We start from the raw sequence: 22,459 nt of genomic DNA, 5'->3' as shown, positions 1-22,459 counted from the left end.
GGTGCGGGCCCGCCGCTACCGTGCAGTCGCGCGCTCTCGCGGCTCACGAGGGAGGAGAGACCACCTCGAGGGTCAGGGATACGGGGGTGAGGCGGGGGGCGGATGCCGAAACCGTGACGGTGCCGACTCCGGTGGGCTTGACGACCGCGAGCAGGCGACCGTCGAAGGTCGTGAAGACCGGACCCGCGTACGACTCCTCGCTGTCGGTCCGCCCCGAGCCGATGCCCGCCAGCGCTCCGGCGCCGGTCACCTCGACCGTCACCGGAACATCGCGGTCGCACGCCACGATGCCCGCGTCGTCCTCGAGCGTCAGCGCGACGAACGCGAGACCGTCACGGCCCACTATCTCGTCCTCCGCCCGCGCGACCAGCGAGACCGGCCCCGCGGTGTCGAGGGAGTGTTGCCCGACCTCCGCGCCGCCGCGACGCGCGACGGCTGTGAGCCGGCCGGGCCGATAGCGGGTCTCGATACGTGCGAGGAACGGCTTCTCGGTGCCGATACGCGCAACCCCGACGACCTCGCCGTCGAGCAGCAGCTCGACCTCGTCGGCATCCGCGTACACGTCGACGGTGACGGGGGCGCCGGCTGCGGCATCCCACGACCACGACGCGACGGTGTCGGTCCACGACCACGGCGTCGTCGCGGTCGGGCGGCCGTGGTGCTGCGGTCGGTGCACCGCGATGTAGGGCTCGCGGCGCAGCCCGTAGACGATCTCGCGGTAGTAGGAGACGGGTCGCCGGAAGCCCGTGATGTCGATGTCGCCGCACCCGGCGAGCCGGTACGGGTAGGGGCCGGCCGTCCCGGTCGGGGTGTACCCCGGCGCGTCGGTGTAGTCGACCCGCCCGATCCCGGCCTCGCCGAGATAATCCCAGCCCGTCCAGGTGAAGTCGCCGATGACGTGCGGCAGCTCGCGCACGAGACCCCACATGACGTCGATGCGCTCGGGAAAGGTCTCGGATCCGACGATGACGCGGTTCGGATGATCGAGGGCGTCCTGCCGATACCGCGAGTCGGCGTAGTTGAACCCGACGACGTCGAGCACCGCGGCCGATTCCTCGATCGAGGCGCTGACGAGCGGCGAGGCGTTCATGAGGCCCATCTGCTCGCCCATGTCGGCCATCATCGTGTTGGCGTCGGGCATCTCCTCGCGGGCCTCGGCCAGATGGTCGAGGTTCGCGATGATGCCGTTGATGCCGTTCGTGACGAACCGCGTCGGATCGAGCTCGCGCACGCGCTCGGCCAGACGCCGGCTCCACGTCGCCCCGAGGGGAGTTCCGAGCTCGAGGATCTCGTTGCCGATCGAGTACATCACGACGCTGGGATGGTTGCGGTCCTTCGCGACGAGAGCCGCGACGTCGTCCCGCCAGCGCTCGGCGAAGCTGATCGTGGCATCGAAGGGCGCCTTCGAGCGCGTCCACGCGTCGGTGAGTTCGTCCATCACGAGCATGCCGTGACGGTCGCACGCCGCGAGCATGGCCCGGCTCATCGGGTTGTGGGCGCTGCGAAGCGCCGAGAACCCCGCCTGCTTGAGCAGCCGCACCCGTCGATCCTCCGCCGCCGGTTCGGTCGCCGCCCCCAGCATCCCGTTGTCGTGGTGCACGCAGGCGCCCCGCAGATCGATCGATCGCCCGTTCAACCGCAGGCCGTGGCGGGGGTCGAGCTGGAGGGAGCGGATGCCGAACTCCGTCACGTCCTCGTCGAGTTCCGCGCCCTCGGTCGTAGTCAGTGCGGTGCGCAGCCGGTAGAGCTCCGGGCTGTCGATGTCCCACCGTCGGGGCTCGGTGACGGTCAGCCGCGCCCGGGCCACCGCGCGTTCGCCGGGCAGCACCGTGACAGGCGACTCCCCCTCCGCGGCGACGGCACCGCCGGGGTCCTCGATCCGCCAGCGGACACGTGTCGTGACGGTGTGGCGCGTCGCGTTCGAGACCGTCGTGGCGACGGCCACCACCGCCCGCTCCTCGTCGATGTCGGGCGTCTGGACCTGCACGCCGTCGAGCGGGATGTGCACGGGGTCGGCCACGACGAGATGCACCGGACGGTAGATGCCCGCCCCCGAGTACCAGCGCGAGTCGCGGTGGGCCCGCGCCTCGACGCTGATGCGGTTGACCTCCCCGAAGCGGAGGAACGGATCGAGCACGACCGAGAAGCCGGCATAGCCGCTGGTCTCGTGGGCGACGAACGCGCCGTTGACGAACACGACGGCGTCTCGGTAGACGCCCTCGAACTCGAGCACGACGGTGCGCGTGCGCCATTCGTCCGGAACATCGAGCGCGCGCACGTACTCGAAGACGCCGCCCGGCGTGTAGCCGGTGTGCACCCCCTGCTGCTCGGCCGCCGAGCGCGGCAGGTCGCGCAGCGCATCGTGCGGCAACGTCACCTCGACGGGCCCGTGACCGTCGGCAGCGGACTCGAACGGACCGAGCTTGGGGCCGACGGTCCACCCGTCGTGCAGAGGCACGCGGATCACGGTGTCTCCTCGTCGCGCCGTTCCTGCGACCAGTCGATGTCGACGAAGCTCGTGAACAGGGCGCGCAGCTCCTCGGCCATGTCGAGCGCGTCGCGGTCGAGCAGCCACTGCACCTGCAGCCCGTCCATGAGGGCGACGGCCGTGATCGCAGCGCGACGCGGCGTCATGCCGTGGCGGAGCCGCCCCTCGTCGCGCAGGCTGTGGAAGGAGCGCTCGATGTTGCCGCGGGTGTACTCGTACCGCCGCACGAAGTAGCCGTGGGCGGGGTGGTCGCTGGAGGTCGCCTCGGCCGACAGCGTCGTGTACAACTCGACGACGCCGGGGATGGATGCGTTGTACGAGGCGAGGTCGACGAGACCGCGCAGCACGTCGGCCCCGTCCTCGGATTCGATGGGCACGAGCGCCCGGGCCCGGTCGTCGCGCTCTTCGAGGACCGCCTCGAGCAGCGCGCTCTTGTTGCGGAAGTGGTGGAGGAGTCCCGCCTCGCTCATTCCCACCCGGGTCGCGATGTCGCGGAGTGAGCCGGAGCGGTAGCCGGACTGCGAGAACACCTCGAGTGCGGCATCCAGGATGGCCTGGCGGGTCGCTTCGGTCTTGGCGTACGCGCCTCGCCGTCGACCGCGCGCGGGGGCGGTCGTGTCGGTGGTCGTCATGATCGTCCATCTGTCCGTCGTCGCCCTCATCGGCGAACGCAGGGGGCCAGTCTGCCCCGTTCGATAACGAAAACCTAGCGATCGGTAGAAATTGATTCCAAAAATCTAGTCACCGCTCGGATTTGGTGCTAGCGTCCACGGCCAGGGCGATCCACCGGGGTATCGCCTCCTGAGAAAAGGACCAAAGATGTTCCGATGGAAGGCCACAGCAGCCCTCACGGTCGTCGCCGCACTCGCCCTGGCAGGGTGCGCGGCGACGGATGACGGATCCGGCACCGGCGACAGCGGTCGCGCCGACCGACTCACCCTGACCGCGATCGCAGCACCCACGAGCTACGACATCGGCCAGGGCGCCGAGTGGGGAAACCGCAGCCCGTTCTTCCAGGCGGTCTTCGACACCCTCCTGTCGAAGGACTCCTCCGGCGAGACCCAGCCGTGGCTCGCGACCGAATGGGAGTACAACGCCGACAACACCGTGCTGACGCTCACGCTGCGCGAGGGAGTGAAGTTCACCGACGGCACCGATCTCGACGCCGCGGCGGTCGTCGCGAGCCTCGAGCGCTTCCGCGACGGCACCGCGCCGCAGGCCGCGACGCTCGCCGGCAAGGAGTTCGCCGCCGTCGACGCCACGACGGTCACGATCACGCAGGCGGCGCCCGACCCCTCGCTCGTCAACCTCCTCTCGATCGCCCCGGGTCTCATCCAGGCACCGTCGACGTTCGACGACCCCGACTCGGCCACCGACCCGATCGGCTCGGGCGCGTACGTCCTGGACACCGCCTCTTCGGTGACCGGGACGACGTACAACTACACCGCGAACCCCGACTACTGGAACGCCGACGCGGTGAAGTACGACAACCTCACGATCAACGTCCTCGAGGACGTCACCGCCACCACCAACGCCATCCGGGCGGGCGAGGCGAACGGCGCGAAGATCGCCGACAACAACACCATCTCGGAGGTCGAGGGCGCCGGCTGGACCATCGAGTCGAACGAGCTCGACTTCCAGGGCCTGCTCCTCCTCGACCGGGCCGGCACGATGGCCCCGGAGCTGGCCGATGTGAAGGTCCGCCAGGCGATCAACATGGCCTTCGACCGCGAGGCGCTGCTGCAGTCGACGCAGAGCGGATACGGCACCGTCACGGAGCAGGTGTTCCCCGAGACCTCGGTCGCCTACGACGACGCGCTCGACAGCACGTACGCCTACGACCCGGAGGCCGCCAAGGACCTCCTCGCCGAAGCGGGCTACCCCGACGGGTTCACGCTCAGCATGATGTCGACGCCGGCCTTCCAGACCACCTTCGACCTCGTCGCCCAGCAGCTGTCCGACATCGGCATCACCGTCGAGTACACCGATCCCGGCACGGGCAACTTCATCACCGACATGCTCGCTCCGAAGTACCCCGCCACGTGGATGGCGCTCGAGCAGAACCCCGACTGGCAGCTGATCAACTTCATGGTCGGTCCCGAGGCGACCTTCAACCCGTTCAAGTACCAGGACCCCACGGTCGACGGCTACATCCAGGCCGTGCAGTTCGGCACCCCCGAGGAGTCGGACCAGGCCCTGAAGGACCTCAACAAGTACCTGGTCGAGCAGGCGTGGTTCGCGCCCTTCTTCCGGGTGCAGGGCACGTTCGCCACCGACGCGAACACGAACCTCGAGTTCTGGCCCACCAACGCCTACCCGTCGATCTTCGACTTCTCGCCGAAGAACTGATCCGACTCCTCGGGCCGGGCGGCTCCGCGCCGCCCGGCCCGAGGGCCCAACCTTCGGGAAGGCATCATGCTCACATTCATCCTGCGTCGCCTGCTCTCGGGCGTCGTGCTGATCGCGGTGATCTCGTTCCTCGCGTTCGTCCTGCTCTACGCGGGGGGCGGCGACATCGCCCGCCGCATCCTCGGCGAGAACGCCACGGCCGAGACCGTCGCGAAGAAGACCGAGGAGCTCGGCCTGAACCGGCCCCTGCTCGCCCAGTACGGCGACTGGGTCGTCTCGGCCATCACCGGCAACCTCGGCCGCAGCTGGTTCACCGGCGAGCTCGTCTCGGTGAGCGTCAGCGGACGACTCGCCGTCACCCTCTCGCTCGTCCTCGGCGCCACCATCGTCTCGGCCGTCCTGGCCGTGGTCCTCGGTGTGCTCGCGGCACGTCGGGGCGGGATCATCGACGGCGCGGTGCAGTTCCTCTCGCTCGTCGGCTTCGCCGTGCCGGGCTTCCTCATCGCCCTCCTCCTCGTGCTCGTCTTCGCGATCAACCTCGGCTGGTTCAAGGCGACCGGCTACGTGCCGATCACCACGTCGCCGAGCGGCTGGATCGCCTCGGTGACCCTGCCGGTGATCGCCCTCTCGCTGGGCGCGATCGCGACGGTCGCAGCTCAGGTGCGCGGCTCGGTCATCGACGCGATGTCGCGCGACTACGTCCGCACGCTCCGCTCGCGGGGCCTCGGCATGGGGTCGGTCATCTACAAGCACGTCCTCCGCAACGCCGGCGGGCCGGCACTGGCCGTGCTGGCCGTGCAGTTCGTGGGACTCCTCGGCGGCGCGGTGGTCGTCGAGCAGATCTTCGCCATCCCCGGCATGGGGCAGCTGAGCGTCCGCTCGACCACTCTCGGCGACGTCCCCGTCGTCATGGGCCTCGTGATCGCGTTCGCGATCATCGTCGTCATCGTGAACCTCCTGATCGACCTCGCCCAGGCCGCTCTGAACCCGAAGGTGAGACTGTCATGACCGCCGTCGACGTGCCTCCCGCCGTCCCGATCGCCCCCGTGCGGGTGAACCTGTTCCGCCGTCTGCTGAAGAAGCCCCTCGGGGTCGTGTCGGCGCTGTTCCTGCTGCTGGTCACCGTCATCGCGATCATCGGCCCGGCGATCGCGCCGCAGGACCCGAACTTCGCCGACATCCGCAGCATCCTCTCCCCGCCCGGCGCTGCCCACATCCTCGGCACCGACGGCAGCGGCCGTGACGTGCTGTCGCGCCTGCTCGCTGCGACCCAGACCAGCGTCGCGGCGGCCCTCATCGCCGTCGTCGTCGCCGTCGTCCTGGGTGTGGTCAGCGGCCTGATCGCCGGCTACTACCAGGGCTGGTTCAACACCGTCGCCACCTGGGTGACCGAGCTCAACATGGCACTTCCGGGCATCGTCGTGCTGCTGGCGGCGCGCGCCGTGCTCGGCCCGTCGGTGTGGATCTCGATGTTCATCTTCGGCATCCTGCTCGCGCCCGCCTTCTTCCGCCTCGTCTACGCGGCCGTCACGGCGGTGCGCGGCGAGCTGTATGTGGATGCCGCGCGGGTCTCGGGACTCGGCGACGGCCGCATCATCGGCCGCCACGTCCTCGCCGTCGTGCGGGCGCCCATCATCATCCAGGGCGCGATCATCTCGGGGATTGCGCTGGCGATCCAGTCGGGACTGGAGTTCCTCGGGCTCGGCGACGTCAACGTGCCGACCTGGGGCTCGATGCTCACCGACGGCTTCAAGAACATCTACAAGACGCCCGTGCTGATGATCTGGCCGTCGCTGGCCATCGCGCTGACCTGCGTCGCCCTCACCCTGCTCGCCAACGTCATGCGCGACGAGCTCGAGCGCACCGTGACCGTCCGCCGCAAGCGGCGCCGCGCGGTCACGACGGCGACGGGATCGGTCGCTGCGGTCACGACCTCGGTCGCGACCGGCGGCGGGGAGCCGATCGAAGACCTCGACGAGCTCCCCGTGGTCGAGGGCGCCGGCGTCACGGTGCACCGCGAGGACGCCCGCAGCAAGTCGACCGAGAAGGTGCTCGAGATCCGCGACCTGCACGTCGGCTACGACCAGCCCGACGGCTCGCACATCGAGGTGGTGCACGGGGTCTCGCTCGACATCCGCAAGGGCGAGGTGCACGGCCTGATCGGCGAGTCGGGCTCGGGGAAGACGCAGACCGCCTTCGGCGTGCTGGGACTGCTGCCCCGGGGCGGCCGCGTCACCGACGGTTCGATCCGCTACGAGGGCATCGAGCTCGCCGACGCCTCCGACCGCGTGTACGCGGGCGTCCGCGGCAAGCGCATCGGGTACATCCCGCAGGAGCCGATGAGCAACCTCGACCCGGCGTTCACGATCGGCAGTCAACTCGTCGAGCCGCTGCGCACGACGCTCGGGCTGTCGAAGAAGGAGGCGACCGAGCGTTCGCTCGATCTGCTCGCCCGGGTCGGCATCCCCCAGCCCCGGCGCACCTTCGACGCGTACCCGTTCGAGGTCTCGGGCGGCATGGCCCAGCGCGTCCTCATCGCGGGGGCGATCTCGACCGACCCCGACCTGATCATCGCCGATGAGCCGACGACGGCCCTCGACGTCACGGTGCAGGCCGAGGTCCTCGATCTGCTGCGCGACCTGCAGGCCGAACGCCACATGGCGATGCTGCTCGTGACGCACAACTTCGGCGTCGTCGCCGACCTGTGCGACCGCGTCACGGTCATGCAGAACGGGCGCTTCGTCGAGCAGGGTCCCGTGCGCTCGATCTTCAACGACGCCCGTCACCCGTACACCCGTGCGCTGCTCGACGCGATCCTCGACGAGGGTCCCGCCCGTCCCGCGCTCACCACGAAGGGGGCCAGCGCATGAGCGCTCCGCTGCTGGAGATCACCGATCTCGTCGTCGAGTACCCCGGCAAGGGGTTCCGCGCCGAACCGTTCCGCGCTCTGAAGGGCGTCTCACTCGACATCCTGCCGGGCGAGACGGTCGGCCTCGTGGGCGAGTCCGGCTCGGGGAAGACGACGCTCGGACGCGCGGCGCTGGGTCTCGCGCCCGTCACTGAGGGATCGATCATGTTCGACGGACGCGACATCTCGCACCTCAGCCGGCGCGAGCGCCGTCCGCTGAGCGCCGACATCCAGGTCGTCTTCCAAGACCCGTACTCGTCGCTGAACCCGTCGATGACGATCGAGCAGATCCTCACCGAGCCGCTGACGGCGGCAGGCGTCAGCACCCGCGAGGCGCGCGACCGGGTGCGCGAGCTGCTCGACCAGGTGGGTCTGCCCGCCGACGCGCGCAGTCGGCTCCCCCGCGAGTTCTCGGGCGGTCAGCGTCAGCGCGTCGCGATCGCCCGCGCCCTCGCGCTGCGACCGCGCCTGATCGTCTGCGACGAGCCCGTGTCGGCGCTCGATCTGTCGACCCAGGCGCGGGTCCTCGACCTCTTCATCGAGATCCAGGAGCGCACCGGGGTGGCGTACCTGTTCGTGACCCACGACCTGGCTGTCGTGCGTCACGTGAGCCACCGCGTCGCGGTCATGTACCGCGGCGAGATCGTCGAGTCGGGTGAGGCCGACCAGGTCACCGCGCGTCCGGAGCATCCGTACACGCAGCGCCTGTTCATGGCGGCCCCCGTGCCCGACCCCGATCGGCAGGAGGAGCGCCGCGCAGCCCGACGCACGTTCCTCGCGTCGGAGGCTGCGCGCGGCGCAGCCTGAACGGATGCCGGGGCTCACGCTTCCGGCGCCCCGGCATCCTCTCCTCTTCCCCCTTTCTTCCTGCTTGGAGTCCCCGTGACCGCGTCCACCGACCACCTCCGCCCCCTCCTCGAGCGCCTCTCGCTCGAGGACAAGGCAGCTCTCGTCCAGGGCGCCGACTTCTGGACCACCGTTGCGCTGCCCGCCATCGGGCTGCGGGCCATGACCCTCTCGGACGGCCCCGCCGGCGTGCGCGGACCGCGTTGGGATGAGCGCGAGCCGTCGCTCAACCTCCCCTCGGGCTCGGCCCTCGCCGCGTCCTGGGATGCGGAACTGGCCTACCGCTACGGTGCGGCCTCGGCCTCGGAGGCCCGGCGCAAGGGTGTCGACGTCGTGCTCGGTCCCACCATCAACCTGCACCGCTCGCCGCTCGGCGGGCGCCACTTCGAGTGCCTGTCGGAGGACCCCGAGCTCACCGGCGAGCTGGGCGCCGCGTATGTGCGCGGCCTGCAGGACAACGGCGTCGCCGCTACGCCCAAGCACTACGTCGCCAACGACTCCGAGACCGACCGCTTCACCGTCGATGTGCAGGTGGGCGACCGCGCACTGCGCGAGCTCTACCTGGCCCCGTTCGAGCGCACGGTCGCGGATGCCGGCGCCTGGGCCCTGATGAGCTCGTACAACTCCGTCGACGGCGTCACCATGACCGAGAACGACCTGCTCGAGACGCCGCTGAACAGCGAGTGGGGGTTCGACGGCGTCGTGATCAGCGACTGGACCGCGGTACGCTCGCTCGGCGCCGTGCCCGCCGCCCAGGACCTCGCGATGCCCGGTCCGGCGCCGGCGTTCGCGGAACTGGTGGATGCCGTCCGCGACGGCCGGGTCGACGAGGCGGATCTCGACCGCAAGGTGCTGCGCATCCTGCTGCTGGCGGAGCGGGTCGGCGCCCTGGGCGACAGCACGCCCCGGCAGACGGCCCCGATCGACGGCATCGCGTTCGCGCGGGAGGCCTCGAGCGCCGGCACCGTTCTCCTCCGCAACGAAGGGACGCTCCCCCTCGACGGCCAGGCCCTCCGACGGGTGGCTGTCATCGGCCAGAACGCGCGGGACGCGCGCACGCAAGGCGGCGGTTCGGCGACCGTCGTGCCCGAGACGGTCGTCTCACCGCTCGACGCGCTCCGTTCGACGCTCCCGGGGGCCGAGATCCGGTTCGAGATCGGCGCCGTCGTGCAGGAAGGCGTCGCCGAGCTCCCGCTGTCGCAGCTCGAGAACCCCGTGACGGGCCAGCCGGGCGTGCGGGTGAGCTTCCTCGACACCGACGCCAACGAGCTCTTCGCCGAAGACCGCCGTTCCACCGCCCTCGTCTGGTTCGGCGGCGACGCGCCCATCGGCGAGAGCGCGACGATCGTCTACGAGACCCGGCTGACCCCCGAGGAGACCGGCGAGATCGAGCTCGGCTTCGCCGGCGCCAACCCCGGCCGCCTGTTCGTCGACGGCGAGCTCCGCCTCGACGACGCCCCCGTTCTGACCGGCACCGATCTCGGCGCCGCTTTCCTCAACCCGCCCTCGCTCACGGCGCCTGTCGCCGTGACGGCCGGCACCCCCGTCGACATCCGGGTCGAGTTCGTCCGCGCCGGAAGCGGTGCGATCGCGGGAGCCTTCTCGGCCACCGTCGGCATCGCCCCCGAGCGCACCGACGCCGACGAGCTGATCTCCCGTGCCGTCGAGGCGGCCGCCGCCGCGGAGGTCGCCGTCGTCGTGGTGGGGACCAACTCGAAGGTCGAGTCGGAGGGGTACGACCGCTCCGACCTCGACCTCCCGGGCCGTCAGGACGATCTGGTCCGGGCCGTGGCCGCGACAGGCACCCCGACGATCGTCATCGTGAACGCGGGATCCCCCGTCGTCCTGCCGTGGGTGTCGGATGTCGACGCCGTCCTGCAGGGCTACTTCGGCGGCCAGGAGTTCGGCCACGCCCTCGCCGACATCCTCACCGGCGCCGCCGAGCCCGGCGGACGTCTCCCCACGACCTGGCCCGCCGCCCTCGCGGACGTCCCCGTCACCCAGGTGACCCCGACCGACGGCGTGCTGCGCTACGACGAAGGCATCCACATCGGTTACCGCGCCTGGCTGCGCGGCGACGTCGAGCCCGCCTTCGCGTTCGGCCACGGCCTGGGCTACACGACGTGGCGCTGGGATGCCGCCGAGCGGCACGGGGATGCGCTCGTCGTGACCCTCGCGAACATCGGCGAGCGTGCGGGGAAGCAGGTCGTGCAGGTCTACGCCGAACGCGCTGACTCCGCCGTCGAGCGGCCGGTCCGCTGGCTCGTGGGATTCGCGATCGCGCGTGCCGAGGCCGGGCAGTCCGTCTCGGTCGAGGTCGCGATCGATCCGCGGCGGCTGGCGCATTGGAGCGACGGCTGGGACCTCGAGCCGGGCGCCTACACCCTCCACACGGGAGCGTCGGTGGCCGACCTCCCGCTCGCCGCCGAGTGGGAGGTGTCCGCATGACCGGCGAACCGGCCGAGGAGCTGACCGGCATCCTGCGGGGCCGGGCCGACGAGCGCCTGGCCCGGGTCGTGTCCCGCCTCGAGGGATTCCTCCTGGCCGACCCCGACCTGTCGTTCCAGGTCGCCGCGGTCCATCGCGGCCGCACGGTGCTGGACGCCTGGGGCGGACCGCACCTGGACGGCGACTCGGTGCTCGTGCCGTACTCCGTCACGAAGAACACCATCGGACTCTCGGTCGGCCTCCTCGTCGAACGCGGCGAGCTCGACCTCGACGAGCCCGTCGCGCACTACTGGCCCGAGTTCGCCGCCCAGGGCAATGCGTCGGTCACCGTCCGTCAGCTGCTGTCTCACCAGGCGGGGCTGCCCCAGACCGACGTTCCGCTCACCTGGGACGAGCTGCTCGATCATCACGCGGCAGCCGCGCGCCTGGCCGACTCGACACCGTTCTGGCACCCCGGCAGCGCCTTCGGCTATCACGCGATCACGATCGGCAGCCTCGGCGACGAGCTCGTGTACCGGGTCACCGGCCGCACGCTCCACGAGTTCTACGAGCAGGAGATCCGCGCACCGCACGCGATCGACTTCCACCTCGGGCTTCCCGCCGAGCTCGCGGCGCGCCGGGTCGACGTGTTGCCGATGATCCGCCCCGTCTCCGACACCGCCGAGCGCGCGTTCTCGACGCTCGGACCGAAGGTGTTCGCCCCGGCCGAGGGCGGCGTCGACCTGGCGAACTCCCCGCGCAGCTGGCGCTACGGTCACCCCGCCGGCAGCGGCACCGGCTCGGCACGGGGCCTCGCACGCCTCTTCGCTGTCATGGTCACCGGCGTCGACGGCGCCGCGCCGGTCCTCGGCCCCGACACGGTCGCACGGATCGGGCAGCAGCAGATCCGCGGGTACGACGAAGTGCTCCACCAGCACGACCGGGCCCACGCGATCGTCTTCCAGAAGCCCTCGCAGCAGCTCGCCTTCGGCGGCCCGCGCGCGTTCGGCCACGACGGGGCGGCGGGCGCTCTCGCGTGCGTCGATCCCGACACGGGGCTGGCCTTCGCCTGGACGATCGCCCGCGGTCCGTGGCCCGGCGGCGCCGATCCCCGCGCCGTGGCATTGGCCGCCGAGCTCGGCCGCATCCTGGATGCAGCGTGACCTCCGCGGTGGCGACGCTGCGCGCCGAGCTGCGCGACGACACCTCCTTCGTCGCGACGGCCACGCCCCGCCTGAGCTGGACCGTCCGCACCGACGAGTCGGGATGGACGCAGGCGCGCGTCACCCTCGACGACGGCTCGGGCGAGGTCGTGCTCGAGCAGAGCGAGAGCTCGCTGGTGCCCTGGCCGTTCGCACCGCTCGATCCGGGCGAGTCGCGCCGCGTGCGAGTGCGGGTCGAGAGCGGCTCGGGCACCACGACCCCGTGGAGCGACGAGCGGATCGTCAGCGCGGGCTTCCTCGGCGACGACGAGTGGGTCGCCCTCCCGATCGGCCTGGCCGAGCCCGAGCGACCCGCGCAGCCGGCCGTCGTCCGCACCCGGTTCCGGGTGCCCCGCCCCGTGGCGCGCGCGACGCTCCTGTGGACGGCCCTCGGGTCGGCGGAGCCGGAGATCAACGGTGTCGCGGTCTCCGACGAGGTCCTCGCCCCGGGATGGACCGCCTACCGTGATCGTCTCGTGCACGAGACGGTCGAGGTCGCGCACCTGCTCCGTCACGGCGAGAACGAGCTGTCGGCGACCCTGGCCGGTGCCTGGTACACCGAGAAGTACGGGTTCTTCGCCTTCGCCGACCGCCTCTACGGCGATCAGCCCTCGTTCCTCGCCCAGCTGCGCGTGACGTACGACGACGGCTCGGTCGAGACGTTGGCGGCAACCGGCGAGGGGTGGGAGGCCGCGGGCGACGGCGTCGTGGTCGACTCCGGCATCTACGCGGGAGAGCACCAGGACCTGGCGCGCTCGGCGACGGCGTTCTCGCCCGCCCGCATCGGCGCGGCCGCACGCCCCGGCTACGAGAACGTGCCGGTGCCCGAGGCGCGGATCGCCCCGCCGGTGCGCCGCACGCAGACCCTCCCGGTCGCCGACGTGCTGCCCGCACCGTCGGGCGGACGCATCCTCGACTTCGGCCAGAACCTCGTCGGCCGCCTGCGTGTGCGAGCGCATGGCCCCGCGGGCACCCGGGTCGTGATCCGCCATGCCGAGGTCCTCGAAGACGGCGAGCTGGCGCTGCGGCCGCTCCGCAATGCCGCCGCGACGGCCACCTTCGATCTCACCGGCGGCGACGACCTCCTCGAGTCGCGCTTCACCTTCTACGGCTTCCGCTACGCGGAGATCGTCGGCCTCGATGCGGCCGCGGATGACGTCGAGGCGGTCGTCCTGCACACCGACATGACCCGCACCGGCTGGTTCGAATCGTCGGATGCGCTCATCGATCGCCTGCACGAGAACGTGGTGTGGGGCATGCGCGGCAACTTCCTGTCGATCCCCACCGACTGCCCACAGCGCGACGAGCGCCTCGGATGGACCGGCGACCTGCAGGTGTTCGCGCCGACGGCGTCGTTCCTCTACGACTGCTCCGGGTTCCTGACCTCGTGGCTGCGCGATCTCGCCCACGAGCAGCGGCGCAGCGACGGCTCGGTGCCGGTGGTGGTCCCCGCCGCACTCACGGGCTTCGGTGCGTTCGGGGTGAGTCCGGCCGCCTGGGGCGATGCCGCCACCGTCGTCCCCACCGTGATGTACGAGCGGTTCGGCGACCGGGACGTCGTCGCCGCGCAGTATCCGAGCATGCGCGCCTGGGTCGACGCCGTCGCCGCCGACGCGGGCGCGAGCGGCCTGTGGGCCGGGCGGATGCAGCTGGGCGACTGGCTCGACCCCGCGGCTCCGCCCGACAAGCCGGGGCAGGCCAAGGTCGACTCCGACATCGTCGCGAGCGCGTACTTCGCGCGGTCGCTGCGCCAGGTCGCCGCCGCCGCGCTGATGCTCGGGTTCGAGGCGGATGCCGCGCTCTACGGTGCGCTGGCCGAGCGCAGTCGGGCCGCGTTCGTGGCCGAGTACGTCACGCCCGCGGGCCGGATGGTCAGTGACGCCCCGACGGCCTACGCGCTCGCGCTGGAGTTCGACCTCGTGCGCGACACCGCGGTCCGCGCCGCGCTGGCGGACCGGCTCGCCGAGCTCGTGCGCGAGGGCGGCTACCGCATCGGCACCGGATTCGTCGGCACCCCTCTCGTCACCGACGCCCTCACCACGGGCGGACAGGTGGATGCCGCCGAGCGACTGCTGACGCAGACGGAGTGCCCGTCGTGGCTGTACCCCGTCACGCAGGGCGCCACGACCGTCTGGGAGCGGTGGGACTCGCTCCTGCCGGACGGCAGCGTGAACCCGGGCGAGATGACCTCGTTCAACCATTACGCGCTCGGGGCGGTCGCCGATTGGCTCCATCGCGCCGTCGCAGGTCTCGCTCCGGCGGCGCCCGGATACCGCAGGATACGGATCGCGCCGCATCCGCTTCGGACGCTCGACCACGCGTCGGCCCGGCACCTCACGCCGTACGGCGAGGCGAGCGTGTCGTGGCGACGCGAGGGCGGCGAGATCGTCGTGACCGCGGTCGTGCCGCCGAACACGAGTGCGGAGGTCGAGCTTCCCGGCGTCGCCGCCGAGGTCGGCTCGGGCTCGCACGAATGGCGGTTCGCCGCCGAACCGCCTGCCGAGCGGCCCGCCCTGAGCGGTCTGCGGGCGTCACTCGCCGACGTGATCGACGACCCGCGCGCCTACGACGCCTTGCTGGGCGTCCTGGCCGAGCATGCCCCCGACCGCGTCGCCGCCGTCCGCGACGAGACGCGGTGGGGATCGGGCCGCTTCGTGGCGTCGGTCCTCATGTTCAGCCCACCCGACCTGCTCGAAGCGGTCGACACCGCCATCCGCGACGCCACGGCGCGCTGACCGGCATCCCTCTGCCGTCCCCGTCCCGACACCGCCCGACCCCATCCCCGCCCAGGAGGCATGAATGTTCGACCGCGCCACCACCTTCGGCGAAGCCCTCGACGACCCCGCCGCGCGCGCGATCCTCGAGCGCTACATGCCCGGGATCGCCGCCTCGCCGATGGCGACGCAGTTCCGCGGCGGCCGCCTCGGCCAGCTCGTGGCCCTCGTCCCCGCCCTCGAAGACGTCGACGAGCGGGATCGCTTCTTCGCGGCCCTCGCCGAGGTCGGCAGCGGCGCACCCCGACCGCCGTACGCCCCCGCGATCGATCCGGATCCCGCGTACGAGGGCGACGCGGTCGCGCGTGCGTCGGCGGCGGTCGAGGTGCCGGCGAGCGCGGCCCTGTGGGATCCGATCGAGATCCGCCTGTCGGGCCCGTCGCACGGCAACCCTTTCGTCGACGTCGAACTCGACGCGGTGTTCGGACGCGGCGGCGCCGAGGTGCGGGTCGGCGGCTTTTACGACGGCGACGGCGTCTACGTCATCCGCGCCCTCGCCGATGCCTCGGGCACGTGGACCTTCCGCACCCGCTCGACGGCGCGGTCGCTCGACGGGATATCCGGGACCGTGGAGGTCGTCGATGCGCGCGAGGGAAGCCACGGCCCGGTCCGCGTCGAGGGGTTCCACTTCCGCCACGCCGACGGCACGCGGCACCGCCCCCTCGGGACGACCGCCTACGCCTGGACCCACCAGCCCGACGAGCTGCAGGATCAGACGCTCGAGACGCTCGCGGCGACATCCTTCGCGAAGCTGCGCATGTGCGTGTTCCCGAAGTCGTACCTCTACAACAGCGACGAGCCGGCCGACTTCCCCTTCCCCGGGAGCCTGGCCGAGGGGTTCGACCTCGAACGCTTCGATCCCGCCCACTTCCGTCGCCTCGAGCGGCGGATCGCCCAGCTCGGCGAACTCGGTGTCGAAGCCGACATCATCCTCTTCCACGCGTACGACCGGTGGGGCTTCGCCGACCTCGGTCCCGCGGTCGACGAGCGCTACCTGCGGTACGTCGTCCGCCGGTTGCAGGGGTTCTCGAACGTCTGGTGGTCGATGGCGAACGAGTACGACCTGCTGTGGTCGAAGGACCTCGACGATTGGGAGCGGCTCGCGGCGGTCGTCGGCGAGGAGGACGCGTTCGGCCACCTCAACTCGATCCACAATTGCCGTCCCGTGTACGACTACAGCAAGCCGTGGATCACCCACGTGAGCATCCAGCGCGTCGACGTCTACCGCACGGCCGAGAACACCGATCAGTGGCGCGAGCAGTGGGGCAAGCCCGTCGTCATCGACGAGTGCGCCTACGAGGGCGACATCGACCAGGGTTGGGGCAACATCACCGGCGAGGAGATGACCCGCCGCTTCTGGGAGGGAGCGGTGCGCGGCGGCTACGTCGGGCACGGCGAGACCTACTATCCGCCCGCGCACGGCCGCGACGACGAGATCCTCTGGTGGTCCAAGGGTGGCGAGCTCCACGGATCGTCGCCGGAGCGCATCGCCTTCCTCGACCGGCTGCAGTCCGAGTCGCCGACCGGCGTCTGGGATCCGCTGCCGAGCGACTGGGACGTGCCGTGGGGCGGCGTGCCCGGAGCCGTCAAGGTCGGTTACTTCGGCTTCAACCGTCCGCGCTTCCGCAACGTCATGCTCGATGACGGCGCATGGCGGGTCGAGGTCATCGACACCTGGAACATGACCGTCGAGCCGGTGCCCGGCGAGCATCGCGGCCAGGTGCGGGTCGAGCTTGCCGGCCGGCCCTACCTGGCCGTCCGCGTCACGCGGCTCGCGGATTGACCCGCGAGGTCCCACTTCGGCCGGGTATGGCGTCCGGATAACCGGCCGAAGTGGGACCTCGCGCGCTGAGGGGGATCAGGGGGCGATGCGGCGGGCGGCTGTCGCCATGTGCGCGGCCATCGCCGAGGCCGCCGCATCCTCGTCGCCGTCGGCGACCGCTCGGGCGATCGCCTCGTGCTCCGCGAGCGCCTGCCGCGCCTGGTCGTCGTCGTGGACGGCCCGGTCGGCGTAGACCTGCAGCAGCGAGCGGACGACGTGCAGCAGATCGATGAGCATCGCGTTGCCGGCGATCCGGGCGAGCTCGTGATGGAAGGCCAGGTCGGCCCGCGCGAAGGCGCCGAGGTCGCTCAGCGTCGTGCGCATCCGCTCGACGTGCGCGGCGAGGTCTCCCACCCCGTCCGCCGCGGCGGCCAGACGAGCGACGTAGATCTCGAGCCCGGAGCGCAGCTCGATCAGCTCGCGGGTGTTCTGCTCGCCGATGAGCAGCCCCCACCGGAGCGTCTGCGGCAGCAGCTCGCTCGCGGCCCCGCGGAGGTACGTCCCCGACCCCGGGCGCACGTCGACGATCCCCAGGATCTCGAGGGCGGCGAGCGCCTCGCGCACGGCGGAGCGTCCGACCTCGAGGGTGGCCGCCAGCTGTCGTTCGGGCGGCAGGCGCGTTCCGGGCGCGACATCGCCCGAGGTGAAGAGGTCGAGCAGCCGCCGCGCCACCTCCGAGACCGGCGTCCGCGCCGGAAGCGCCGCGAGGGATGCCGCGAGGTCGGGCGTTCCATCGGAGCGGTAGGCGGGCATGACGACAAACCTACCCGGCGTCCGTCGGGTTGCAATTGGTCAACCGGTTTGCCAAACTGGCGGAGCGATGGGGTGACCCATCACGGAATCGACGATGGGAAGTCAGCGTGGACGCATCCTGCGAAACGGAATCATCCGGAGCCCGCTCCGCGATGCGGAAGGCCGCCGGATCCGTCACGATCGCGACCCGGCGAGGAGCGACCGCGCGATGACCCGCCTGTGGAACGACCCCGCCGACTTCGCCGACGAGATGATCGACGGCTTCGTCGCCGCCAACGCCCGCTACGTCCGCCGCGTGCCGGGCGGCGTCGTCCGCGCGACCCCCGCGCCCTCCGGTCGCGTGGCCGTGGTCGTCGGCGGCGGCTCGGGGCACTACCCGGCCTTCGGCGGCCTCGTGGGCACGGGCCTGGCCGACGGCGCGGCGATGGGCAACCTCTTCGCGTCGCCGTCGACGCAGCAGATCCACGCCGTCGCCCGCGCCGCGCACCGGGGCGGCGGGGTGCTCTTCTCCTACGGCAACTACGCCGGCGACGTGCTGAACTTCGACGCGGCGCAGGAACGTCTGCGCGCCGAGGGCATCGCCTGCGAGACCGTCGCCGTGACCGACGACGTCGCCAGCGCATCGGTCGACGAGGCGCACCGTCGGCGCGGCATCGCCGGAGACCTCACCGTGTTCCGCGCGGCCGCGGGTGCGGCAGCCGCCGGCTACGACCTCGCCGGCGTCGCGCGCGTCGCCCGGCTCGCGAACGATCGCACCCGCTCGTTCGGCGTCGCCTTCTCGGGATGCACGTTGCCCGGCGCTTCGGAACCGCTGTTCAGCGTGCCGGCGGGCCGGATGGCGATCGGCCTCGGCATCCACGGCGAGCCCGGCATCGATGAGGCCGAGGTGCCGACGGCCGACGAGTTGGCCGAACTGCTCGTGTCGCGGCTGCTCTCGGAGCGCCCCGACGGCGCCGACGGGCGCGTCGTGCCGATCCTCAACGGCCTCGGGTCGCTGAAGTACGAGGAGATGTTCGTCGTCTACCGGCGCATCGCCCAGCTGCTCGACGAGGCGGGTCTCGAGGTCATCGATCCGCACGTGGGCGAGTTCTGCACGAGCTTCGACATGGCCGGCACATCGCTCACCCTGTTCTGGCTCGACGACGAGCTCGCCGAGCTGTGGGAGACGCCGGTCGACTCGCCGGCGTACCGGCGAGGATCCGTGGCGCCCGCGAGCGCGGAGCGATCGGCCGACCCCACCGACGCCGAGACGTCGGCCCGTGCCGACACCCTTCCGACCGCCCCGGGCGACGCCGCATCGCAGTCGGTCGCGCGCATCGTCGGCAGCGTCGTCGACACGATCACCGCCACGATCGACGAGCACGTCGACGAGCTCGGGAAGATGGACGCGATCGCCGGCGACGGCGACCACGGCATCGGGATGCAGCGCGGCGCGCACGCCGCACGAGCGGCCGCCCGGGGCGCCCTCGGCGCCGGCGCGGGAGCCGCGACGACCCTCGCCCGTGCCGCCGACGCCTGGTCCGACCGCGCCGGGGGGACCTCGGGCGCACTGTGGGGCGTCATCCTCACCGCGGTCGCGGACCGTCTGGGCGACGAGGGACGGCCGGACGCCTCGGCGATCGCCGACGGCGTCGCGGCGGCCGCCCGCGGAGTCATGTCGTACGGCAAGGCCGAGCTCGGCGACAAGACGATGGTCGACGCCCTCGTCCCCTTCAGCACCGAGCTCTCCAACGCCGTCGCGACCGGGGCCGCGCTCACCGACGCATGGCGGTCCGCAGCGGCCGCCGCCACCTCCGCCGCCGCCGCGACGGCGTCGCTTCTGCCGCGCATGGGCCGTGCGCGCACGCACGGCGAGCACAGCATCGGAACCCCCGACCCGGGGGCGCACTCGCTCGCCCTCATCGTCACCGCCGTCGGCGAGGTTCTCGCCGATCATGAGAGGACCGCATCATGACCGAACCGCTCCGCATCGTCATCGGCTCCGACGACGCCGGCTTCGACTACAAAGAGGTGCTGAAAGCCGACCTCGAGGCAAGCGACGCCGTCGCCTCGGTCGTCGACGTCGGTGTCGGCGCCGACGGTCACACGCCCTATCCCACCGTCGCGATCGAGGCGGCCGAGCGGGTCGCGCGCGGCGAGGCCGACCGTGCGCTGCTGGTCTGCGGCACCGGCCTCGGCGTCGCGATCGCCGCGAACAAGGTCGCCGGCATCCGCGCCGTCACCGCGCACGACTCGTTCTCGGTCGAGCGGGGCGTGCTGTCCAACAACGCGCAGGTGCTCACCATGGGCCAGCGCGTCATCGGCATCGAGCTGGCCCGGCGTCTCGTGCGCGAGTGGCTGACCTACCGTTTCGACACCGCGTCGGCGTCGGCCGAGAAGGTGGCCGTCATCGATCGGTACGAGAGCACCGGATCCTGCTGATGCCGCCCGTCGCAGCGCAGAGCCGAGCGCAGGCCGGGCCTTCCGGCGCGCCGCGCGTCACCGTCGGCGTCAGCCTGAAGGCCTACTTCGGCCGTCGCGCCGCCCGCACGTGGTTCGGCGAGGTCGCCGAGCTCGTCGGGGCGCACGCGGCCGTCCGCGACGGCGACGTGGAGGTCTTCGTCATCCCGACCTATCTGCAGTTCGACGACGCGCGCGACTACCTCGAGGCCGCCGGCATCCGGGTCGGGGTGCAGGACGTCTCTGCCTACGAGCCCGGCGCCTACACCGGTGAGATCACCGCCGCCGAGGTTGCCGAATCCGGCGGCGCGTTCGCCGAGATCGGGCACGCCGAACGCCGACGTCTGTTCGGCGAGACCGATGAGGTCACGGCGGCGAAGGCATCGGCCGCGCTGCGCCACGGCGTCACTCCCGTGCTCTGCATCGGCGAGATGGCGAGGATGGATGCCGCGGCTGCTGCCCGCGCCACGGTCGAGCAGCTGCACGCCGACCTCGCCGGGGCACCGGCGGGCCGGGTCGTCGTCGCCTACGAGCCCGTATGGGCGATCGGGGCCCCCGAGCCGGCGCCGACGGAGCACATCATCACGGTGAGCCGGGCGCTCCGCGCCGCGCTCGACGCCGAGCCCGCCCGCGCCGGCTCCAACGTCATCTACGGCGGCTCGGCGGGGCCGGGGCTGCTCGCCCGGCTGGACGGCGCCGTCGACGGTCTCTTCCTCGGCCGCTTCGCGCACGACCCCGCCGCGTTCGGCCGGGTGCTCGACGAGGCCGCCGAGCTCGCCGCCGAAGGAGCGGTGTCGTGATCGGCCTCGGCACCTACGCGTTCTTCTGGCAGCACTCCGACCGCGTCGCCTCGCCGCTCTCCCTCATCGGCGCATTCGAGCGCACCCGTGAGCTCGGCGTCGACCTGTTCCAGATCTGCGACTACGCACCCCTCGACCACATGGGCGATGCCGAGCTTCGCGACGCGGCCGCCGCGGCGCGCGACCTCGGGCTGACGGTCGAGCTCGGCACGAAGGGGGTCGCACCCGAGCGGCTGTCGCGGTATCTCGAGCTCGCGGCGGTCTTCGACGCGCGCCTCGTGCGCAGCATGATCTTCGCCCCCGATTCCCGCCCGACGCTCCCCGAAGCCGAGGCCTGGCTGCGCGGCATCCTGCCCGCTTACGAGGCGGCGGGGGTCGCCCTCGCTCTCGAGACGTACGAGCAGGTGTCGACACGCGAGCTCACGGGTCTCATCGCGTCGATCGACAGCCCGTCGCTCGGGGTGTGCCTCGACCCGGCGAACGTCGTCGCGCGCCTGGAGCTGCCCCGCGAGGCCGTCGAGCTCGCCGCGCCGTACGTGAAGAACGTGCACGTGAAGGACTTCGCCTTCGACCGCCAGCCCGGGTGGGTGGGATTCACGTTCACGGGCGCCCGCATGGGGGCGGGCCTGCACGACTATCCCCACCTGCTCGAGACCGTCCGCCCGCGTGAGCGGGGCGCCGGCGAGCCCGAGATCAACGAGATCGTCGAGCACTGGCTGCCCTGGCAGGGCGACGCCGAGACCACTGTCCGAACCGAGCGGGACTGGACCCGCGCCACCCTGGAATACCTGAGGAGCACCTGATGAGCCACACCATCGCCGTCGTCGGAGCGGGCGGGAAGATGGGCATGCGCGTGTCCAACAACCTCGTCAAGACCCATCACACCGTCCGCTACGTCGAGAACTCCCCCGCCGGCCGCGAACGCACCGTCGCCGCGGGGCGCGAGCTGACGGATGCCGCCGAAGCGGTCGCCGACGCCGACATCGTCGTGCTCGCCGTACCCGACCTCGCCCTGGGACCCGTGACCGCCGACCTCGTTCCGCAGCTCAAGCCCGGCGCGATCGTGCTGACCCTCGACCCGGCCGCCGCCTACGCGGGGCTGCTCACCACGCGTGACGACGTCATCCAGGCTGTCGCCCACCCGTGCCACCCGTCGGTCTTCCTCGAACGCACGACGAAAGAGGAGTGGGCCGACACGTTCGGCGGCATCGCCGCACCGCAGGACGCGATCGCCGCGATCGAATCGGACGACCCCGAGAAGAAGCGCATCGTCGAGGAGACCGTCCGCGCCATCTACGCCCCGGTCATCGACGTGCACTGGGTCACGGTCAAGCAGCTCGCCCAGCTCGAGCCGACGCTCGTCGAGACCGTCTCCTGCATGATCGGGTCGCTTCTGAACGAAGCGCTCGACGAGGCGATCCACACGATGGGCGTGCCCGAGGCGGCGGCCCGCAGCATCCTGTACGGCCACACCCAGGTCGCTCTCGCGAACGGCCTGCGCGGCGACAACCCGTTCAGCGATGCGTGCCTGATCGCGATGGACTACGGTCGCGAGAGCATCATCAAGGACGACTGGAAGAAGATCTTCCGCGACGACGAGCTCGACAAGAACCTCGCGCGGATGCTGCACCTGGACCACATCGAGCGCTGA

16 protein-coding genes are annotated in these 22,459 nt (G+C 71.6%); 13 read left to right on the top strand and 3 right to left on the bottom strand.

The window, feature by feature from the left end; all coding sequences use genetic code 11:
- Positions 1 to 43: 43 nt before the first annotated feature.
- Both ACPYN5_RS00840 and ACPYN5_RS00835 read right to left on the bottom strand, forming a co-directional pair.
- Complete coding sequence (locus tag ACPYN5_RS00840) at positions 44 to 2,467, bottom strand: glycoside hydrolase family 2 TIM barrel-domain containing protein (protein WP_424447096.1); 2,424 nt, start codon at positions 2,465 to 2,467, stop codon at positions 44 to 46.
- Complete coding sequence (locus ACPYN5_RS00835) at positions 2,464 to 3,120, bottom strand: TetR/AcrR family transcriptional regulator (RefSeq protein ID WP_424447095.1); 657 nt, start codon at positions 3,118 to 3,120, stop codon at positions 2,464 to 2,466. Before ACPYN5_RS00835 ends, ACPYN5_RS00840 begins: the two co-directional genes overlap by 4 nt.
- Positions 3,121 to 3,307: 187 nt before the next feature.
- Between ACPYN5_RS00835 and ACPYN5_RS00830 the strand changes: the two genes are divergently transcribed.
- From ACPYN5_RS00830 to ACPYN5_RS00795, 8 genes are all read left to right on the top strand, one after another.
- On the top strand, positions 3,308 to 4,837 hold the full coding sequence (locus tag ACPYN5_RS00830) for an ABC transporter substrate-binding protein (protein WP_424447094.1): 1,530 nt from the start codon (positions 3,308 to 3,310) through the stop codon (positions 4,835 to 4,837).
- A 66-nt stretch (positions 4,838 to 4,903) separates the two neighbouring features.
- Complete coding sequence (locus ACPYN5_RS00825) at positions 4,904 to 5,845, top strand: ABC transporter permease (RefSeq protein WP_424447093.1); 942 nt, start codon at positions 4,904 to 4,906, stop codon at positions 5,843 to 5,845.
- The gene (locus ACPYN5_RS00820; protein ID WP_424447092.1) at positions 5,842 to 7,707 is read left to right on the top strand and encodes a dipeptide/oligopeptide/nickel ABC transporter permease/ATP-binding protein; all 1,866 of its coding nucleotides are present in this window, start codon (positions 5,842 to 5,844) and stop codon (positions 7,705 to 7,707) included. The genes ACPYN5_RS00825 and ACPYN5_RS00820 overlap by 4 nt, the downstream gene beginning before the upstream one ends.
- A complete protein-coding gene (locus ACPYN5_RS00815; protein WP_424447091.1) occupies positions 7,704 to 8,552 on the top strand; it encodes an ATP-binding cassette domain-containing protein in 849 nt (282 codons plus the stop codon). The genes ACPYN5_RS00820 and ACPYN5_RS00815 overlap by 4 nt, the downstream gene beginning before the upstream one ends.
- 75 nt (positions 8,553 to 8,627) lie before the next feature.
- Positions 8,628 to 11,039 (top strand): beta-glucosidase, encoded by a 2,412-nt coding sequence (locus tag ACPYN5_RS00810; protein WP_424447090.1) that lies wholly within the window; start codon positions 8,628 to 8,630, stop codon positions 11,037 to 11,039.
- Positions 11,036 to 12,181, top strand: a complete 1,146-nt coding sequence (locus ACPYN5_RS00805) for a serine hydrolase domain-containing protein (protein WP_424447089.1) — start codon at positions 11,036 to 11,038, stop codon at positions 12,179 to 12,181. The genes ACPYN5_RS00810 and ACPYN5_RS00805 overlap by 4 nt, the downstream gene beginning before the upstream one ends.
- Complete coding sequence (locus ACPYN5_RS00800) at positions 12,178 to 14,955, top strand: family 78 glycoside hydrolase catalytic domain (protein ID WP_424447088.1); 2,778 nt, start codon at positions 12,178 to 12,180, stop codon at positions 14,953 to 14,955. Before ACPYN5_RS00805 ends, ACPYN5_RS00800 begins: the two co-directional genes overlap by 4 nt.
- A gap of 64 nt (positions 14,956 to 15,019) precedes the next feature.
- The gene (locus ACPYN5_RS00795) at positions 15,020 to 16,777 is read left to right on the top strand and encodes a DUF5605 domain-containing protein (protein ID WP_424447087.1); all 1,758 of its coding nucleotides are present in this window, start codon (positions 15,020 to 15,022) and stop codon (positions 16,775 to 16,777) included.
- Between the two features lie 75 nt (positions 16,778 to 16,852).
- On the opposite strand, the gene ACPYN5_RS00790 is transcribed toward ACPYN5_RS00795, so the two are convergent.
- Positions 16,853 to 17,569, bottom strand: a complete 717-nt coding sequence (locus ACPYN5_RS00790) for a FadR/GntR family transcriptional regulator (RefSeq protein ID WP_424447086.1) — start codon at positions 17,567 to 17,569, stop codon at positions 16,853 to 16,855.
- A gap of 208 nt (positions 17,570 to 17,777) precedes the next feature.
- Here ACPYN5_RS00790 and ACPYN5_RS00785 point away from each other — a divergent pair, with 208 nt between their 5' ends.
- The 5 genes from ACPYN5_RS00785 to ACPYN5_RS00765 are packed head-to-tail and all read left to right on the top strand — an operon-like array spanning position 17,778 to position 22,459.
- Positions 17,778 to 19,523: a dihydroxyacetone kinase family protein gene (locus ACPYN5_RS00785; protein WP_424447085.1), complete on the top strand. Its 1,746-nt coding sequence runs from the start codon at positions 17,778 to 17,780 to the stop codon at positions 19,521 to 19,523.
- A complete protein-coding gene (locus tag ACPYN5_RS00780) occupies positions 19,520 to 19,990 on the top strand; it encodes a ribose-5-phosphate isomerase (protein WP_424447084.1) in 471 nt (156 codons plus the stop codon). The genes ACPYN5_RS00785 and ACPYN5_RS00780 overlap by 4 nt, the downstream gene beginning before the upstream one ends.
- Positions 19,990 to 20,808: a triose-phosphate isomerase family protein gene (locus ACPYN5_RS00775; RefSeq protein WP_424447083.1), complete on the top strand. Its 819-nt coding sequence runs from the start codon at positions 19,990 to 19,992 to the stop codon at positions 20,806 to 20,808. The genes ACPYN5_RS00780 and ACPYN5_RS00775 overlap by 1 nt, the downstream gene beginning before the upstream one ends.
- On the top strand, positions 20,805 to 21,611 hold the full coding sequence (locus ACPYN5_RS00770) for a sugar phosphate isomerase/epimerase family protein (RefSeq protein WP_424447082.1): 807 nt from the start codon (positions 20,805 to 20,807) through the stop codon (positions 21,609 to 21,611). Before ACPYN5_RS00775 ends, ACPYN5_RS00770 begins: the two co-directional genes overlap by 4 nt.
- Positions 21,611 to 22,459, top strand: a complete 849-nt coding sequence (locus ACPYN5_RS00765; RefSeq protein WP_424447081.1) for a phosphogluconate dehydrogenase C-terminal domain-containing protein — start codon at positions 21,611 to 21,613, stop codon at positions 22,457 to 22,459. Before ACPYN5_RS00770 ends, ACPYN5_RS00765 begins: the two co-directional genes overlap by 1 nt.

This window comes from Microbacterium arborescens, from assembly GCF_049707515.1.
GTDB lineage: Bacteria > Actinomycetota > Actinomycetes > Actinomycetales > Microbacteriaceae > Microbacterium > Microbacterium arborescens_B.
Note: the sequence above shows the minus strand (reverse complement) of the source record. Positions and strands in the feature narration are given on the sequence as shown.

Bases quoted from the DNA above. Each gene is read 5' to 3' on its own strand.
- ACPYN5_RS00835 (WP_424447095.1), bottom strand. From the start codon at position 3,120: ATGACGACCACCGACACGACCGCCCCCGCGCGCGGTCGACGGCGAGGC.
- ACPYN5_RS00830 (WP_424447094.1), top strand. From the start codon at position 3,308: ATGTTCCGATGGAAGGCCACAGCAGCCCTCACGGTCGTCGCCGCACTC.
- ACPYN5_RS00825 (WP_424447093.1), top strand. From the start codon at position 4,904: ATGCTCACATTCATCCTGCGTCGCCTGCTCTCGGGCGTCGTGCTGATC.
- ACPYN5_RS00820 (WP_424447092.1), top strand. From the start codon at position 5,842: ATGACCGCCGTCGACGTGCCTCCCGCCGTCCCGATCGCCCCCGTGCGG.
- ACPYN5_RS00815 (WP_424447091.1), top strand. From the start codon at position 7,704: ATGAGCGCTCCGCTGCTGGAGATCACCGATCTCGTCGTCGAGTACCCC.
- ACPYN5_RS00805 (WP_424447089.1), top strand. From the start codon at position 11,036: ATGACCGGCGAACCGGCCGAGGAGCTGACCGGCATCCTGCGGGGCCGG.
- ACPYN5_RS00795 (WP_424447087.1), top strand. From the start codon at position 15,020: ATGTTCGACCGCGCCACCACCTTCGGCGAAGCCCTCGACGACCCCGCC.
- ACPYN5_RS00790 (WP_424447086.1), bottom strand. From the start codon at position 17,569: ATGCCCGCCTACCGCTCCGATGGAACGCCCGACCTCGCGGCATCCCTC.
- ACPYN5_RS00785 (WP_424447085.1), top strand. From the start codon at position 17,778: ATGACCCGCCTGTGGAACGACCCCGCCGACTTCGCCGACGAGATGATC.
- ACPYN5_RS00780 (WP_424447084.1), top strand. From the start codon at position 19,520: ATGACCGAACCGCTCCGCATCGTCATCGGCTCCGACGACGCCGGCTTC.
- ACPYN5_RS00775 (WP_424447083.1), top strand. From the start codon at position 19,990: ATGCCGCCCGTCGCAGCGCAGAGCCGAGCGCAGGCCGGGCCTTCCGGC.
- ACPYN5_RS00765 (WP_424447081.1), top strand. From the start codon at position 21,611: ATGAGCCACACCATCGCCGTCGTCGGAGCGGGCGGGAAGATGGGCATG.